The sequence below is a fragment of the Butyribacter sp. genome (assembly GCF_056818865.1).
This window is the reverse complement of the sequence record NZ_DBLYGC010000013.1, coordinates 58,243-74,523: the sequence shown is the minus strand read 5'-3', so window position 1 is coordinate 74,523 and position 16,281 is coordinate 58,243. Positions and strand designations below refer to the sequence as shown.

Annotated in this window: 26 protein-coding genes; 25 read left to right on the top strand and 1 reads right to left on the bottom strand. The window is 37.3% G+C overall.

All coding sequences use genetic code 11. From position 1 onward, the window contains the following. The first annotated feature begins 18 nt into the window (after positions 1–18). The 17 genes from ACZLXV_RS07730 to ACZLXV_RS07650 all read left to right on the top strand — a co-directional run bounded on the left by ACZLXV_RS07730 (position 19) and on the right by ACZLXV_RS07650 (position 12,019). Positions 19–360: a hypothetical protein gene (locus tag ACZLXV_RS07730; RefSeq protein WP_022224547.1), complete on the top strand. Its 342-nt coding sequence runs from the start codon at positions 19–21 to the stop codon at positions 358–360. After that, positions 357–839: a hypothetical protein gene (locus ACZLXV_RS07725; RefSeq protein WP_482383023.1), complete on the top strand. Its 483-nt coding sequence runs from the start codon at positions 357–359 to the stop codon at positions 837–839. The genes ACZLXV_RS07730 and ACZLXV_RS07725 overlap by 4 nt, the downstream gene beginning before the upstream one ends. Beyond that, the gene (locus ACZLXV_RS07720; RefSeq protein WP_482383022.1) at positions 832–2,652 is read left to right on the top strand and encodes a DNA cytosine methyltransferase; all 1,821 of its coding nucleotides are present in this window, start codon (positions 832–834) and stop codon (positions 2,650–2,652) included. Before ACZLXV_RS07725 ends, ACZLXV_RS07720 begins: the two co-directional genes overlap by 8 nt. A 14-nt stretch (positions 2,653–2,666) precedes the next feature. After that, positions 2,667–3,095 carry a YopX family protein gene (locus tag ACZLXV_RS07715; RefSeq protein ID WP_482383021.1) on the top strand — a complete coding sequence of 143 codons (429 nt, stop codon included), beginning with the start codon at positions 2,667–2,669 and terminating at the stop codon, positions 3,093–3,095. Then, a complete protein-coding gene (locus tag ACZLXV_RS07710) occupies positions 3,079–3,264 on the top strand; it encodes a hypothetical protein (RefSeq protein WP_482383020.1) in 186 nt (61 codons plus the stop codon). The genes ACZLXV_RS07715 and ACZLXV_RS07710 overlap by 17 nt, the downstream gene beginning before the upstream one ends. Positions 3,265–3,343: 79 nt before the next feature. Further along, positions 3,344–3,535: a protein phosphatase gene (locus ACZLXV_RS07705; protein ID WP_482383019.1), complete on the top strand. Its 192-nt coding sequence runs from the start codon at positions 3,344–3,346 to the stop codon at positions 3,533–3,535. Positions 3,536–3,636: 101 nt separating this feature from the next. Further along, positions 3,637–3,822 carry a hypothetical protein gene (locus tag ACZLXV_RS07700; RefSeq protein ID WP_482383018.1) on the top strand — a complete coding sequence of 62 codons (186 nt, stop codon included), beginning with the start codon at positions 3,637–3,639 and terminating at the stop codon, positions 3,820–3,822. A 624-nt stretch (positions 3,823–4,446) separates the two neighbouring features. Next, the gene (locus ACZLXV_RS07695; protein ID WP_482383017.1) at positions 4,447–5,004 is read left to right on the top strand and encodes a site-specific integrase; all 558 of its coding nucleotides are present in this window, start codon (positions 4,447–4,449) and stop codon (positions 5,002–5,004) included. Between the two features lie 144 nt (positions 5,005–5,148). Further along, complete coding sequence (locus ACZLXV_RS07690) at positions 5,149–5,466, top strand: HNH endonuclease (protein ID WP_022224077.1); 318 nt, start codon at positions 5,149–5,151, stop codon at positions 5,464–5,466. Between the two features lie 29 nt (positions 5,467–5,495). Continuing rightward, complete coding sequence (locus ACZLXV_RS07685) at positions 5,496–6,011, top strand: hypothetical protein (RefSeq protein ID WP_482383016.1); 516 nt, start codon at positions 5,496–5,498, stop codon at positions 6,009–6,011. Continuing rightward, positions 6,008–7,696 carry a terminase large subunit gene (locus ACZLXV_RS07680; protein WP_482383015.1) on the top strand — a complete coding sequence of 563 codons (1,689 nt, stop codon included), beginning with the start codon at positions 6,008–6,010 and terminating at the stop codon, positions 7,694–7,696. Before ACZLXV_RS07685 ends, ACZLXV_RS07680 begins: the two co-directional genes overlap by 4 nt. Before the next feature lie 20 nt (positions 7,697–7,716). Beyond that, positions 7,717–8,898 (top strand): phage portal protein, encoded by a 1,182-nt coding sequence (locus tag ACZLXV_RS07675; protein WP_482383014.1) that lies wholly within the window; start codon positions 7,717–7,719, stop codon positions 8,896–8,898. Next, the gene (locus ACZLXV_RS07670) at positions 8,885–9,595 is read left to right on the top strand and encodes a head maturation protease, ClpP-related (RefSeq protein WP_482383013.1); all 711 of its coding nucleotides are present in this window, start codon (positions 8,885–8,887) and stop codon (positions 9,593–9,595) included. The genes ACZLXV_RS07675 and ACZLXV_RS07670 overlap by 14 nt, the downstream gene beginning before the upstream one ends. A 2-nt stretch (positions 9,596–9,597) precedes the next feature. Continuing rightward, positions 9,598–10,863: a phage major capsid protein gene (locus ACZLXV_RS07665; RefSeq protein ID WP_482383012.1), complete on the top strand. Its 1,266-nt coding sequence runs from the start codon at positions 9,598–9,600 to the stop codon at positions 10,861–10,863. Positions 10,864–11,020: 157 nt separating this feature from the next. Next, positions 11,021–11,314 carry a phage head-tail connector protein gene (locus ACZLXV_RS07660; protein ID WP_482383011.1) on the top strand — a complete coding sequence of 98 codons (294 nt, stop codon included), beginning with the start codon at positions 11,021–11,023 and terminating at the stop codon, positions 11,312–11,314. Beyond that, a complete protein-coding gene (locus ACZLXV_RS07655; RefSeq protein WP_482383010.1) occupies positions 11,298–11,603 on the top strand; it encodes a phage head closure protein in 306 nt (101 codons plus the stop codon). The genes ACZLXV_RS07660 and ACZLXV_RS07655 overlap by 17 nt, the downstream gene beginning before the upstream one ends. Continuing rightward, on the top strand, positions 11,600–12,019 hold the full coding sequence (locus ACZLXV_RS07650; protein WP_482383009.1) for an HK97-gp10 family putative phage morphogenesis protein: 420 nt from the start codon (positions 11,600–11,602) through the stop codon (positions 12,017–12,019). Before ACZLXV_RS07655 ends, ACZLXV_RS07650 begins: the two co-directional genes overlap by 4 nt. A gap of 60 nt (positions 12,020–12,079) precedes the next feature. Here ACZLXV_RS07650 and ACZLXV_RS07645 read toward each other — a convergent pair whose 3' ends face one another. Continuing rightward, positions 12,080–12,472 carry a helix-turn-helix domain-containing protein gene (locus ACZLXV_RS07645; protein WP_482383008.1) on the bottom strand — a complete coding sequence of 131 codons (393 nt, stop codon included), beginning with the start codon at positions 12,470–12,472 and terminating at the stop codon, positions 12,080–12,082. A 201-nt stretch (positions 12,473–12,673) separates the two neighbouring features. Here ACZLXV_RS07645 and ACZLXV_RS07640 point away from each other — a divergent pair, with 201 nt between their 5' ends. The 8 genes from ACZLXV_RS07640 to ACZLXV_RS07605 all read left to right on the top strand — a co-directional run bounded on the left by ACZLXV_RS07640 (position 12,674) and on the right by ACZLXV_RS07605 (position 16,271). Further along, a complete protein-coding gene (locus ACZLXV_RS07640) occupies positions 12,674–12,865 on the top strand; it encodes a helix-turn-helix domain-containing protein (protein ID WP_482383007.1) in 192 nt (63 codons plus the stop codon). Positions 12,866–12,946: 81 nt separating this feature from the next. Continuing rightward, positions 12,947–13,177 (top strand): hypothetical protein, encoded by a 231-nt coding sequence (locus tag ACZLXV_RS07635; protein ID WP_482383006.1) that lies wholly within the window; start codon positions 12,947–12,949, stop codon positions 13,175–13,177. A gap of 52 nt (positions 13,178–13,229) precedes the next feature. Continuing rightward, entirely contained in the window at positions 13,230–13,931 is a 702-nt protein-coding gene (locus ACZLXV_RS07630) for a phage regulatory protein/antirepressor Ant (RefSeq protein ID WP_482383005.1), read from the top strand. A gap of 21 nt (positions 13,932–13,952) precedes the next feature. After that, positions 13,953–14,657, top strand: a complete 705-nt coding sequence (locus ACZLXV_RS07625; protein ID WP_482383004.1) for a phage antirepressor KilAC domain-containing protein — start codon at positions 13,953–13,955, stop codon at positions 14,655–14,657. Between the two features lie 10 nt (positions 14,658–14,667). Next, positions 14,668–15,009 carry a hypothetical protein gene (locus ACZLXV_RS07620; RefSeq protein WP_022014506.1) on the top strand — a complete coding sequence of 114 codons (342 nt, stop codon included), beginning with the start codon at positions 14,668–14,670 and terminating at the stop codon, positions 15,007–15,009. Further along, positions 15,010–15,579, top strand: coding sequence for a major tail protein (locus tag ACZLXV_RS07615; protein WP_482383003.1), 570 nt, complete (start codon positions 15,010–15,012; stop codon positions 15,577–15,579). A gap of 78 nt (positions 15,580–15,657) precedes the next feature. Next, on the top strand, positions 15,658–16,035 hold the full coding sequence (locus ACZLXV_RS07610) for a hypothetical protein (RefSeq protein ID WP_482383002.1): 378 nt from the start codon (positions 15,658–15,660) through the stop codon (positions 16,033–16,035). A gap of 17 nt (positions 16,036–16,052) precedes the next feature. Beyond that, complete coding sequence (locus ACZLXV_RS07605; RefSeq protein ID WP_482383001.1) at positions 16,053–16,271, top strand: hypothetical protein; 219 nt, start codon at positions 16,053–16,055, stop codon at positions 16,269–16,271. The last annotated feature ends 10 nt before the right edge of the window (positions 16,272–16,281 follow it).

The following is a 16,281-nucleotide window of genomic DNA, read 5'->3' as shown; positions in this document are numbered from 1 at the left end:
AAATTGGAGGATGTTGATATGTTTAATAAATTGTTAATTAAGATTATAAAAAAGTTTGATTATGTGAAAAACTTGGAAATAAATGTGGAACAGCTCAAGGCGGTAGAAACAAGACTTCGTGAAGAAAAAGGGGATGCGGTGAGAGAAAAAAACAGATTAGCGTTGAAGGTGAAATATATGGAAAGTGTAGTGATTGATTTAATAGAAAATCCGCATATGATATTTACAGATGAACAGGGAAAGTTTATAAGCATTGATGAAGCTGCACTTAAAGAAAACGAAAATAAACATGTTATGTGTGTTCACTCATTTCCGGTAAATCGTATTGTATTGCGGGTTAAGGAGGGGAATGCAGAATGATAGATGAAAAAATAGTAATAAAGGATATTGAGAACAGAATAGATACATTTGTAAAGCAGTATCCAAAGGAAAAGGATTGTAGGTCGGTGCAGGTGCAAAGAGAATTTATACATATACTTGAACTTGCGGCAAAGAAGCAGAAAGCGAAAGAACATGAACGTATGCTGAGTATAGAGAGTGAATTATTAGGTACGCTGAATGATATGAAAGATTCAAAAGAAGATTTTTGTGATAAGCAGGGCGGTAAATGTGAATTATATGAAAGTTGTTTTAAATGTGCTGTTGCAGGAATAGTTGATGTAGTCAAAAGGCTGGAAGAGGAAGCTGAGTATTCGAGTGCAGATTTTGACGGATATGTAAAAGAGGTTGCACCGTATTTGGATGCTGAGTATGATGATATTTTTTATGCTGGGCTAAAGCGGGCTATTGTGGTAATCAGGGCGGCTTGCAGAGAAAAGATGGGAGAGAAATATGATTAACGGAGAATTGATAGTTGACAATTTCGCTGGCGGTGGTGGTGCTAGTACCGGTATTGAAATTGCCACGGGAAAAAGTGTTGACATTGCAATCAATCATGACCCAGAAGCCATTCGGATGCACAGAGCGAACCATCCTCATACCAAGCATTATTGTGAAAATGTATGGGAAGTTGACCCTGTTAAAGCATGCAAAGGACATCCTGTAGGGCTTGCGTGGTTCTCACCTGACTGTAAACATTTTTCAAAAGCAAAAGGTGGTAAACCTGTAGAAAAGAATATCCGTGGACTTGCATGGGTGGTCTTGAAATGGGCAGCTCTTGTAAGACCTAGAGTTATTATGCTAGAGAATGTAGAAGAATTTCAGACATGGGGGCCATGTGTTCCTATTCGTGATAAAAAGACTGGGCGTGTGATTGTAAATACAACAGAAAAACATGAAAAAAACAGGATTGCTGAGCCGGGAGAAGTCGTACCGGTCAATATGCAGATATTTCAGCCTGACCCTAAAAGAAAGGGGCAGACATACAAAAAATGGAGAAAGCAACTTGAAGCACTCGGATATGAAATTGATACAAGAGAACTTGTTGCGGCAGATTATGGTGCACCGACTATGAGAAAACGCTTTTTTATGATTGCAAGATGTGACGGTAGACCTATTACATGGCCGGAGCCAACACATGCTCAGAGGAATAGTGAAAAAGTAAAAGCCGGATTGTTAAAGCCATATGTAGGTGCATATACACAGCTTGATTTTTCTTTGCCTTGTCCCTCTATATTTGATACTTCAGAGGAAATAAAGAGGAAATACGGACTTCGTGCAGTACGTCCGCTGGCAGCTAAGACAATGGAACGCATAGCAAGGGGACTAAAAAAATTTGTAATTGATAATCAGGAACCTTTTATTGTTCAGGTAAATCATAGTGGAGCAAAAGGAGATTATTGTAACAGTATGGATGAACCATTAAAAGTAATTACGTCAAAACATGGATTTGGAATTGTTGAACCTAAACTTACCCCATACATGGGAACAAATACAACAAATCATCCTGGTGGTGATTGCAGAAATCCAATACATACAATAACTACTGGCAATCAACAATGTCTTATAAGTCCTACAATTATTCAATATCATTCTGAAACATCTGCTAAGGAAGTAAGGGGACAGGATATAGAAGAACCTATTATGACGCTCGATAGTTCAAATAGATATGGTCTTGTAACATCATTTTTGCACAAATATTATGATGGTGGATATAAGGGAGCTGGGGACACAGTGAAAAATCCATTGCCGACAGTGACAGCATGGGATCATAACAGTCTTGTTACTGCAAACCTTATTCAAATGAATAATCATTGTGATGGTAGAGATATTAAGGAACCGCTTCCTACCATTACAGCAGGAGATGGTCATTTTGGAGAGGTCAGAGCGTTCCTAATCAAATATTATGGTGAAGGTACGGGGCAGGATATTAAAAATCCGTTAGATACAATTACATCTCGTGACCGTTTTGGTTTAGTGACTATAGCAGGAGTTGATTATCAGATTGTTGATATTGGTTTGAGAATGTTGGAACCAAAAGAATTGTATGGATGTCAAGGGTTCCCGGATGATTATATTATCGACCATGATTTTGAGGGACATAAATATCCAAGAAGCGAGCAGGTAAGAAGATGTGGGAATGCAGTATGTCCGCCAATACCTGCAGCATTGGTAAGGTCGAATCTTCCAGAGATGTGTGTGGCAGAGAGAATGCCGAATATTACAAGGAATGGGATAGGAACAGATGAAAATGGACAGTTAGCATTTGCGTGAGAAAGGGAGAAACAATGGTAGATCGATATTTATTTAAAGCGAAACGAATTGATAATGGAGAATGGGTTGTTGGTTATTTATACAGACTTTCAGAAAATAATCCTCCATTTATAATGTTGCGTAAATATGGAGAGAGCTATGAAGTGGATGAACATACAATCTGTTGCTGCACCGGCTTGAAAGATAAGAACGGCAATCTTATTTGGGAAAATGATATTGTTGATAGAAAAGAGCGTTATCCTGAGATTGTAAAATATAAAGATGGTGATTGGACTATTGATTATAGTTATGCATGCAATATGGAAACAGGGTGTGGTTATTGCAACTTAGGCTTTTATGTACTAGAAAGGAAATGCGTTGAGGTTATCGGCAATACATTTGACAATCCGGAGTTGTTAGAAAACAAGATAGGAGGAAGAAGTATACATGGAGAGAGCGAGTGATACTGAAAGATTTTATCAATGTTTAACTTGTCTACACATAGAAAGCTGTAATTTAGATGAAGAATCGGAAGATGAAAGAGGGATGTGTGGACAATATAGTGTTGATAAAAATATTGAAAAAAAGATTACAGAACAGTTTAAAAAACATTTTTTTATGTTAGAAAATTAAGGAAAGGCGGTTGAAAGACCGTCTTTTTTGAAAAAAATTAAACAAATTTTTGAAAAAGCATTGACATAGGGGACACCGTATGGTATTATATAATTGTAGCAAGGGAATAGCAGGAAAGGAGATAGAAATGGAGAACGAAGAAATGAACTTAGCGGAATTGTTAAAAGATACAGCAGAGGAAAATCAAACAAGAAAAATCTTAGCAATCTTGGAAGAAAGCAAAGACTTGCAAGAGGCAAAGGAAAAAGTAAAAGCCCTACTTAAAAAGTAGAGCTTACACAAACAACAAACCGAGGGCAGACCCACAACTTCCTGCTTCTGTCCTTGGTATAAAAATAATAGCAGGAAAATAAGAAAAAGTAAAGAGGTGACATGATGCCAAAGGCACAGACGAAAGCCACAGACAAGTGGCAAAAAAAGGTCGGTATAATATCAAAGTCGTTCAAGTTGAAAAAAGAACTGACTGACGAATTTAAAGAAGCTTGTGAGAAAGCAGGAGTGAGTCAGGCGTCACAGATTTCAAAAATGATGCGTGAGTTTATAGATGAACAGAAATAAAAAGTAAGATAATTTATAGAGAAAATAACTGTTGCACGAAGCATTATTCAGGCAATATGTAAAAAAGAAAACTATTATAAATTGTATAGATTATGCTGAGTGCAACAGTCTTATCATTTTAACGATGCTTAAAAAAAGTATATATAATCGTTTTACAACAATTATATATATAATTTGAATTATCAATAAAAAATGTTAGTACATTACAGCAGGTTTTTAAACTGTTGTTGCAAAAATTAACAGGCATTATTGATATAGTTTTGATTATTAGCAATAGGGTTGTTAAAATAATTTTTTTTATTGTATTTTTTTTCATATAAATTCCTCCTTTAAAAAACTAATGTCATATTTTTTCTTCAAAGGAATTATGTAAGTTTTAAAATTTACTTTAATAAAACGCATATATGTGTACCTTATAAATGAAAGAAAAAGTATAAAAATAAGAATAAAATGTATATAAAAATATAATAAATTTTTAAAAAAATGAGAATCACACGAAGCAATTCTGTGATATAATGCTAATATCGCAAGAGTAGGAACAGTAGTTTTGATTAAGGAGAGGATAATATCTTCTCCTTTTTTTCTACACTTATAACGGTTATTGTACTGTTGGGAGGTGGTTGGTTGAATACTGTTGAGCCTATCAGAGATTTAGATGTTGTGATGGATATTGCTGAATACCTAAAGGGTAAGAGCGATAGAGATTATATGATGTTTATGTTTGGTATATACACGGGACTGAGAATATCTGATATTTTAAAGTTTCGTGTGCGTGATGTTAAAGGGAAAGATGCTGTTTATATCAGGGAGAAAAAGACTGGAAAGGAGAAAAGGTTTCCTATCAATGCAGAGCTTAAGCCTGTCATAAAAGATTATATATATGGCAAGGATGACTATGAGTATCTGTTTAAGTCTCCAAGAGGTAACAGACCGATTACCAGACAGCAGGCTTACAACATTCTATCTGAAGCAGGCAGACAATTTGATATTGATAAGATAGGAACGCATACTCTTAGAAAGACATTTGGGTATCATATGTACCAGCAGACGCATGATGCAGTGACGATAAAGGAGATACTTAACCATTCAGATATATCAATTACACTCAGATATATTGGAATAAATCAGGATAATAAGGACAAAGCAATAAAAAATTTATCATTTAAGAAGCGAAAAAGGTAGCTTCTTTTTTTATTATATGCGGTATTTGACATATTAAAGGTGTGTCAAATGGGAGTAAATAATTTTGTTGCACTCTAATGAAAGAACACAGATAAAGATGATTTGACAAAATATAAAGATATGTCAAATGAGTGAGGTTGAGAGATGGCAAAGGAATATGCGTACAAATTTTATCACAGCAAAGCATGGAAAGACTGTAAGAGGTCTTTTATAAGTGAGAGGATTGCGGTCGATGGAGGTATGTGTCAGGAATGTGGTAAACAGCTTGGATATATCGTACATCATCGTACACACATTACACCTGAGAACATATTAAATCCTGATATTACTTTAAATCATGGCAATTTAGAGTATGTCTGTAAGGATTGTCATGATAAGTTCGATGGGCATGGAGTTAATAACAAGAGACAGGGCTTGCTTGTCATGTTCGATGAGAACGGACAGCCGATAGCAAAGCTCTAACCCCCCTGTTTATTGGCGTTTGGGGCGTTTTGAAAACACCGGTAGCCCAGATTGATTTGAAACGCAGGTCATTTCACAAGGGGGGTGTGGTATCAGGAGGTGAGAATAGAGTGGTAACACCGGAAGAAATTGAAGAGGAAGCAATGCGTAGGGATGAACAAGCAGACAGTATTTCGCAGTATTTAGACAAACAAAAGCGGGTGAAAAAAGAAGTTGCAAGATTGAAGCGGTTGTTTAAGGAGATTGACGAGAACAAAAAGAAACTTGTCTTTGCTACTATTGATGATGTTGCTTTTATGAGTATCACGATGCAGGACCTCAGGGAAAATATCATTCGTGACGGAACTACAGTGGAATACAAGAATGGCGAAAATCAATACGGAACTAAACAGAGTCCTGATGCACAGCTTTATTTACAGTTTTCTCAGAAACAGACCCAGGCAATGAAGATATTGCAGGATTGTCTTCCGAAAACGAAAGCCGTTGAGGTTGTAGAGAAAGACGATGGCTTTGATGAGTTTGTTGGAGGGCGTGAGGATGTATGAGAAGATATTGTTTAGATTACAATCCTATCCTTGAGTATTTTGACAGGATTGAAAAAGGTGAGATTAAAGTATCAAATAAGATATACAGATGGTACAAGTATCTTGCATGGCATATTAAAAATCCGGATGAATATCATTACTCGGCAAAGAGAGCAAATCATATTTTGGAGTTTGCGGAAAACTATTGTAAATTGTCAAAACATAAAAAGGGAACGACAAATGATGTTCGTTTAGAATTGTGGGAGCAAGCACATTTGGCAGCAGTGTTTGGCTTTATTGATGATAATGGAAACAGACAGTGCAGAGAGTCGATTTTTATTGTTGGTAAGAAAAATGGTAAGTCGCTGCTTGCGTCTATCGTTGGTTTGTATCTTCTTATTGCGGATGGAGAGCCGGGAGCGGAGATATATGCTGTTGCGACTAAGAGAGAACAGGCAAATATTATTTGGGAAGAAGCAAAGAGAATGGTGCTTAAATCGGCGGCACTTCGCAAAAGGATAAAGCCGCTTGTGTCAAAGCTGTCCAGTGAGGAGTTTAATAATGGTGTGTATAGACCACTTGCATCTGACAAAGATAGTCTTGACGGTCTGAATGTTCATGGCTGTATGATGGATGAAATTCATCAGTGGAAGAATGGCAAAGCATTGTATGACATTATGGCAGATGGTGTGACGGCTAGAGACCAGCCGCTTATATATATCACATCTACGGCAGGAACTATCAGGGAAGATATTTACGACCAAAAATATGATGAAGCTGAGAGAGTTATCAATGGTCTTTTTGATGATAACGGCTATAAAGATCCACATTTGTTCCCGTTTATTTATGAGCTTGACAGCCGTAAGGAATGGGTTCAGGAAGATTGCTGGATTAAGGCAAACCCCGGCTTGGGAACCATCAAGAATAAAGATACACTGAGAGACAAAGTAAGAAAAGCTCAGGAAAATCCGCTTCTTGTAAAGAACCTTGTTTGCAAAGAGTTTAATATCAGAGAGACATCATCAGAGAGCTGGCTTAATTTTGAAGATATTGATAATAACGCATTATTTGATATAGCAGAGCTTAAACCAAGGTATGGAATAGGTGGCAATGACTTGTCATCAACCAATGACCTGACAAATGCAACAATGCTTTTCATGGTGCCCGGTGATGATAATATCTATGTTGAGCAGATGTACTGGATTCCGGAAGATTTGGTGGAGCAAAGAGTAAAAGAAGATAAAATTCCTTATGATTTATGGATTGAACAGGGGTGGATGAGAACCTGTCCCGGAAATAAAATACATTACAAGTATGTGGTCGAGTGGTTCAAAGAAATGCAGCTTGAAAAAGATATTTATCTTTTCAAGGATGGCTATGACGCATGGAGTGCAACATATTTTGTTGAGGAAATGAACGACACATTTGGCCGCAGCGTTATGGAGCCGGTGGCACAGGGAAAGAAAACTTTATCTTCTCCAATGAAATCATTGGGTGCTGACCTTAAGGCAAAGAGAATTATTTACAACAACAATCCGGTGCTTAAATGGTGCATATGCAATACATCTGTTGATATTGATAAAAATAATAATATCCAGCCTTGTAAGGGTACAAGTCCTACAAGGAGAATTGACGGTCTTGCCGGTCTGCTGGATGCGTATGTCATGCTTGAAAATCACCTTGAAGAATATCTGTCTCTTATATAAATTTTTGGAAGGGAGAAATTGTGGGAATTTTTAGTAGATTTAAAAATGTAAGTAAGAAAAGCTCTTTCCAAATGATTACCGATGTCGGCAATGGATTTTATGCGTGGAATGGTAAGCTGTATCAGTCTGATGTAGTGCGTTCATGTATAAGACCAAAGACCAAGGCTATAGGTAAGGCGGTGGCTAAACATATCCGGGAAACATTTAAAAAAGATGGGTCAAAGGATATTGCTGTAAATCCCATGCCATACATAAAAAATCTTTTGGAAGAACCTAATGAGTATATGTCCGGGCAGATGATGCAGGAGAAAGTTGCAAATCAGCTTGCTCTTAATCATAATGCTTTTATTTTGATAATAAGGGATGATTTTGGTCTGCCCTGTGGCTTATATCCGATACCGGCTGCATCTGTTGATGCAAAATATTATAATCAGGTGCTTTATCTTAAATTTTATTTTCAAAATGGCAAGTGGATGGAAATACCGTACACGGACATTATTCATTTGCGTGAAGATTATTGCGATAACGATATATTTGGTGAACCGCCGGGAAAAGCACTAGTGGAACTTATGAATGTTGTGACTACATCGGACCAGGGAATTATCAAGGCTGTTAAAAATGGTGCTGTAATAAGGTGGCTGCTCAAATTTAGTTCCACATCGTTAAGACCTGAAGATACACAGGAGCAGGCAAGGCAATTTGCTGAGAATTATTTAAATACAGCTTCAAAATCGTTTGGAGTGGCAGCAGTTGATTCTAAAGCGGAGGCACAGCAGATAAAACCTAATGATTATGTACCCAATGCGGCGCAGACGGATAGAACCATACAGAGAGTGTATGGTTTTTTTAACACAAATGACAAGATTGTTCATTCAAATTATGACGAGGATGAGTGGATTTCATACTATGAGGCTGCGATAGAGCCTATCATATGCCAGATGGCAAATGAATATACAAGAAAACTGTTTTCAAGAAAGCAGAGAAATTGTGGTAATAAAATCATATTTGAAAGCAGCAATCTTACTTTTGCAAGTATGAGCACAAAGCTGCAGCTTACTTCATTTGTTGACAGAGGAATAATGACTATAAATGAGGTCAGACAGTACCTTAATCTTGCACCTGTTCCGGGTGGAGATGTTGCACTGCTTAGAAAAGATACCGGAAAGCTGAAAGAGGGAGGTGGAAGTGATGGTGAAGATTGATGCAAAAGGAACTATTGTAAACAATGATGATAAGTGGATATATGACTGGTTTGGTTATGATGCTTTTTGTCCGAAAGATATTGATAAACAGCTTGAGAATGCAAATGGTGATGATGTAACTATCGTTATTAACAGCGGTGGTGGTGATGTTTTTGCCGGTTCTGATATGTCTTATAGTATCAGTCAGTATAAAGGTAATATTCAGGCGGATATAAGCGGTTCATGTTGTAGTGCTGCAAGCATCGTGGCGTGTGCAACAGGTCATGTGAGAGCATTTCCGACTGCAATGTATATGATTCACAATGTTTCAAGCGGTGCAAGAGGCAATTATCACGATATGGATAAACAGTCGCAGATATTACAGACGGCAAACAGAGCCATATCAGCTATTTATCAGCAGAAAACAGGCAGGAGCGAAAAAGAACTGCTTGACTTGATGGATAGAGAGTCATGGTTTGATGTAAAAACGGCTATGAAATATGGTTTTGTTGATGAATTGATAGAAACAGGCAAAAGCGGCAATATGCCGTTTAGCATAAATAACGCATTTGGTGGAATTATACCGGATGAAACAAAGGCGAAGATAAGAAATCTTATCAAAGGGTCAGAAACAAGAAGTCTTGCTGATAAATCGAGTGAGGCTTTTTTTGTTGCCAAGGAAAAAATCAAAATTTTAAGAATGAAAGGGGAAATTTGAACATGAAATTTATGAATGTAATCAAAAATTTTAAAAGCAGACAGGATTATGTTGATTATCGTAATCAGATGCTTGATGAAGCCACACAGTTTCTTGATGATGGCAAGATGGACGAGTATAAGGCAAAGCTGGAGGATGTTGAAACTCTTGACGATGAATATACTCAGTACACAGAGGCGAAAGCCAATGTTGAATCAATGAAAGGTGCTGTTAAAGTGCCAAATGTACTCAGTAATGCGGCTCATGCAGGTACTAAAGATGGAATTGTGGCTTCTGTGGGTGATATTGTCAAAGAAGATCCTACAAACAGTATCGAATATCGTTCTGCCTTTATGAATTATGTGCTGCATGGTGAGAAGATGTCTGCAAATCTTACAAATAGTGATGAAGTTACAACTACTTCAGATACGGGTGCAGTTATTCCGAATACAATTCTTAATAAAATTGTTGAGAAAATGGAAAAGACAGGTGACATTCTTAACAAGGTTACAAGAACTTTTTACAAAGGCGGTGCGACAGTCCCTACTTCGGCTGCGAAACCTGTTGCAACATGGACTACTGAAAGAGGAAAGACAGATAAGCAGAAGAAAACACTTGGCTCTATCACTTTCAGTTATTTCAAGTTAAAGTGTGTTGTTGCGGTTTCGATCGCTGTTGATACCGTAACGCTTGATGTGTTTGAGAGAACTCTTACAAGCAATATCGCAGAGGCAATGGTTAAGGCATTAGAAAAGGCTATTATTGCAGGAGAGGGTGCATCTGCAAATCAGCCTGAGGGTATTTTGTCAGATGCCGTTGAAGTAGTAGAGGGTCAGAAAGTTGAAATTGCAAAGGGTAAGGATATTACATTTAAAAACTTATGTGATGCAGAGGGAAAACTTCCGGCTGCTTATGAGTCTGCTGAATGGTATATGACTAAGAGTACATACTTTAATCAGATTGCAGCTATGACAGATACAAGCGGCCAGCCTATTGCCCGTGTTAATGCCGGAGTTTCCGGAAAGCCTGAGTACAGAATACTTGGCAGACCTGTAAACTTTGTGTCATCTGAGTATATGTCAGATTTTTCTTCAACTGTTTCAGCAGATACGGTAGTAGCTTTTATGTTCCGTATGGAGGACTATATGCTTAATACTAATCTTAATGTAACGGTTAAGCGTTACGAAGACCACGACACAGACGACCAGATGACAAAGGCTATTATGATGGCAGATGGAAAGGTCGTTGACAAAAATTCGCTTGTCGAGGTTATCCAAAAAAACTCATAGTCCCTAACACGATTTCAACTTATACGGAGCAAGAGCTTGAAGGGATGACTATATCTGATATCAAGGCTCTTGCTGATGAACAGGGCTACAGTGTTAGAGTCTTATTATAGAGAGTTTTCTTGAAGCCCAGGAAAAAGCAGTCAAGGGGGTGTAATATTTGACGGATTTTGGAGAGAAAATCAAAAAGAGCCTGAGAATAAAGCACAGTTCCCTTGATGATGAGATTGAAAGCAATATTGAGATATGTCTGCTTCTGCTCAGAGGAGTAGGCATATCAGAAGAAAAAGCGTGTGCTGATACACAGGATATGCTTATATTTAAGGCTTGCGAATTGTATTGTAAGTGGCAGTTTAACTTTGATAATCAGGCTGAACGATTTGAGAAAGCATTTGAAGGACTTCGTGATTTTCTTTCGCTTGGGGGTGAATACACAAATGGAAGCACTGAATGATATTCTTTTTCTTATAAGTGAAGGGGAAAAGAAAGAAGATGAGGATGGTTTTGAGGTGGAAGTACCCGGAGAGGAACTGGAAGTTTTTTGTGCTGTCAAGTCGGTAAGACAGAGTGAGTTTTATAATGCTTTGAGAAATAATAAAAAGGTCGTGCAGGTCTTTAAAGTAGCTTTTGACGAGTATTCAGGACAAAATAATGTGAAATACGATGAAAAATTGTACAAGGTAGAAAGAACGTATCGTACAGACGAGTATTACATTGAATTGTCATGCAGTGAGGTGGAATGATGGCGGTATTTGATTTTGATTTTCCGGATAATATGTTTGATGATGTTTTAAATATATTTGATGAGGCAGCTCCAAAGATGATAGATGAGGCATTGCCGATTTATGAAAGTTCGGTCAAAAGTGAGTTGCAGTCACACAGGGATACAGGTGAACTTATAAGTTCTATTAAACGTAAGACAAAGAAAACTGTAAATGGTGCATACATCGGCTATCTGACAGCGGAGGGGGCTTCAACAAAATCTACTTACACCCGTGAAAACGGAAAAGTTGAACCGTTTAGAAATTATCAGAAAGCACTTGCACTTGAATACGGAAACAGTCATCAGCCGGCAAGACCTTTTATGCAGTCTGCTGTGAATAGCAGTGAGGACAAGGTTTTAGAGAAGATGCAGGAAGTTTTTGAAAGGATGTTGTGAAAATGAATGGGATATTACAGAGAAATAGGACAGCTCAATTTAGAGGTGTCCTATTGTGAATCAATCTCTCTTTTCCTTCCGTTTCAAAGCCATAAGCATATTGTGTACGATTTCAAGATCTTCTGGATCAGCATCTCTTGCAGCATCAAATAAAAGAGAGAGTTCTTTGTTATCGTATATTTCTTGAGCAATCTTGCTTGTTTCTGAATTGAAATAGTAAGGAACTTTTTGCTGTGGATGTTCTTGGAATTTTGTTTTAATATCTGATGTACCAGCTAACCAGTCAGGATTAATTTCAAAAAAATTAGCAATTTTTTCGATTTTATCTCTTTTTGGTGAGGATTTACCTTTTTTCCAATCAGAGAATGTACTTGCCGGAATTCCAGTTGCTCTTGATACATCAATGTTTTTTAGCTTTTTTTCTTTTAACATTTCCAAGTATCTTTCAAACATGATAATCACTCCTTTGTTTTTAGGAAATCATAAAAAGTGCTTGACAATTTAGGAAAACCAAATTATACTTTGATTAAATATTTAGGAAATCCGAAATCACAAACAAAAAAATAAATAATAATAGCGTTTTGGTAGTTCTATTGTATAGGATTTCCTAAATATTTGCAATACTTAAGAATTCATAGAAGGAGGTGATTTTGATTGTTTTCTTACAGAAAATTTGAGGAATTGGTTAGAAAAAATGGTGTAACAGCATATGCGGTTTCAAAGGCTACAGGAATACCAAGTTCTACATTTTCAGATTGGAAGAAAGGAAAAAGTAAACCCAAGATTGAAAAATTACAGAAAATTGCTAAATACTTTGATGTTTCAGTCTCATACTTTTTGCCATGATATCAATATGAAATGAGGTGCGTTCAAATGATAGTAACGACATTAAGATAAAATATCAATTTCGACAAGGAGGAATTAAAGATGAGTAAAAACGAAGTTATGGCATTGGAAATGTTGGAGTGTTTAGTTGAACTGTCAGAGGAGAGTTTTGTAAAGGTTGTCAAATGTATAGAACGCATGGATAAGACGAAGAAAACAAAAGTCTTTGGCGACATTCTTGTGAAAGTAAGCAGCAAGTGTAGAAAGAAAAAAGACAATTCCCACAGCCCACAAAGCATTGGAATTGTCTTTAAACAAGAAAGTATCTTGTAATGAAAGTATAAGATACTCCGAGGAAAAAATCAACAGGATAGGAGAAAAAAATATGAATAATTCAGGAATAGTAGAAAAGAAATATATTGATAGTAGAGAAGTTGCGGAGATGGTTGAAAAAGAACATAACAAATTGTTAAGGGATATAAGAGTTTACATAACTCAGTTAGATGCGTCCAAAGTTGGACACACCGATTTTTTCACAGAAAGTCAGTACACAGACAAGTCTAATAGGCAGAAACCTTGTTATCTTGTCACAAAGAAAGGTTGCGAGTTTATAGCACACAAGCTGACTGGTGTAAAAGGTACAGAGTTTACAGCAAAGTACATAAACAGATTTCATGAGATGGAAGATGTTATTCAGACACAGCTTCCAAGCGGAAATAATTTGATTGCACTTGCGGTTATCGAGGCTCAGAAAATGCTTGAACAGAAAGACAAGCAGATTGAGGAAATGACACCAAAAGCAGAATTTTTCGATGCGGTGGCGGATAGTAAGACAGCTATTTCAATGAATGAGGTTGCGAAAGTTCTTTCAATTAAGGGTTATGGAAGAAATAATATTTTTGAGTTTTTAAGGAATGAGGGAATTTTGGACAGGTTCAATGTTCCTTATCAGAGATATGTTGATAGTGGTTGGTTCAGGGTTATCGAGCAGAAGTATATGAAGAACGGTGAACCGCAGGTGACAACAAAAACACTTGTATATCAAAAAGGTGTAGATGCTATCAGACGAAAGATTTTGGATAAATAATAACAGCACGAGGAGGATAAAATGAACGATTTATTAAAAGTAGATTTAGATAAACAGACAATATCAGCAAGGGAGTTGCACGAAAGATTGAAAATCAATACAAGATTTAACGATTGGTTTCCGAGAATGGTTGAATATGGTTTTTCAGAGGGATTAGACTTTTACTCAAAAATGAGTAAAACTGAAAATTGTGGTAGACCATCAAAAGATTATGAAATCTCTGTAGATATGGCGAAACAGATTTGCATGATACAGAGGACACCAGAAGGCAAACAGTGCAGGCAGTATCTTATTGACCTTGAAAAGGCATGGAATACACCTGAGCAGGTCATGGCAAGAGCTTTGAAGATGGCAGACGGAACTATCAATCGTTTAAAAGAGGATAATGCAAAACTTTTGGATGATAACAGGCGTATGAAGCCAAAAGAAATATTTGCAGATGCCGTTTCTGCGTCAGATAGTTCGATGCTTGTAAGAGATGTGGCAAAGATGATAAGGCAGAATGGGGTGCAGCTTGGAGAAAAGAGATTTTACAAGTGGCTTCGTGAAAAAGGTTATATTTGTCAGGGTTCAACAGCTCCGACACAGAAAGCAATGGAACTTGGATTGTTTGAAATTGTTGTGAGGACAGTTGAGAGAGGAAATGGACTCCCTCTGGAAACAAAAACAACAAAGATTACAGGCAAAGGTCAGCAGTATTTTATAAATAAATTTTTATGTGGTTGATGGAGGAAAGATGAGTGTTCTTGGTGATTTGAAAACTGCCTTGAAATCCGTATGCACAGAGGTTGCTATGGATGTTTATGACGGAAATGCAGACACATACATTGTTTATAATGTGGCAGCAGAAAAGCCGGGCGGATTTGCAGATGATAACCCGGCTGTGAATGAAATGTATTTTCAGGTACATCTTTTTGTACCTTTAAATAAAAATTATCTCAATATGCAAAAGGCTATTAAAACCGCTTTATTTTTAAGCGGTTTTTCTTATCCAAAAGTTGCCTTAAATACTGTTGAGAGAGATGTTAAAAAAAGACACATATGCTATGAGACAAACATAGCGGAAAGCGAGGTTTAAATGGCACAGGTAGGTTTAAAAGCATTTTTACATGGTGAGTTAAAGGATGGTAAGTATAAAGCACCTTCCAAACTTGCGGGGGCGATTGAGTTCAAGGAAAACTTAAACTCGAATGATGCGAAACTTTATGCGGATGATGTATTGCAGGACAGCGACAGCTCAGTAACAGGCGGTGATATAACGCTTGGTATTGATGATGACGATCCTGCTATCTTTGGCCCGCTTCTTGGACAGAAGAAAAACAGCATTGCATTAAGCGGCGGAGACTCGAAAACAGTTGATGTATATGATGCTACAAGCAATGATGAGCCTATAGCGGTAGGATTTGGCTATATCAGCAAGAAAAATGGTGGAAAGTATAAAGTTGTTTTCTATCCGAAAGTTAAATTTGCACCGTATTCTGTTGATGCAAAGACTAAAGAGGAAAAGTTGGAATATACAACACCATCTGTTGTAGGTACTATTTACCCTGATGAGCAGACAGGGCTTTACAGAAGAACGGCTGTTGTTGAGTCGGAGGCAGATGCCGTAGCTGCTCTTAAAGCATTATTTACACCGACAGCGGAGTAGTTTTGTTATTTTTTGAAAAGTTGTATGCTGCATTGCCGGGCAGTGCGGCATATTTTGATGTGAGAGGATGGTGAGGTTATGAGGATATTTAATCTGAGCATTGATGGGAAGACTTATCCAGCTTGTTGTGGAATAAGAGCACTTGCACAGCTTCAGAAAAAGTATGGAAGTTTGAAAGAGTTTGAAAATAAGATATTTTCACGAAGTGATGATACTGAGAAAAGTGAAAATTATCTGGATGAAATTGATTATCAGGTGCTGCTTGATACTACAATGCTTTTCCTTGAGGAAGGGGCAGAGGCTACAGGGAAGAAAGCTCCTGATAAAAAGATTGTGTATGCGGTTTCTAATCCGGCAAAACTTGCAACAGAAATTTTTACCACATATGCAGGCTCAATGTTTCCGGAAAATGAGAACGATGAAAAAAACTCGGAGAGCCAGACGGAGGGAGAATAAATTTCGTCTGGTATAAGTTGATTGCAAAGACAAAACTGGGATGCTCTGAGACAGAATGTAATTTTCTGTCAATCGGGGAATTTTCTGATCTGTACTACGAATATAAGAATGTATTTGACCTTGAAATGAGTATGCTTGCATCTTCAATCTGCAATATGTTTGCAGGAGGCTCTGCAAATACATATGAGAAGATGATAACCAGTGCAGAGGAAAGAGAAGAAATTATTAATTTTTAGAAGCGGAGTG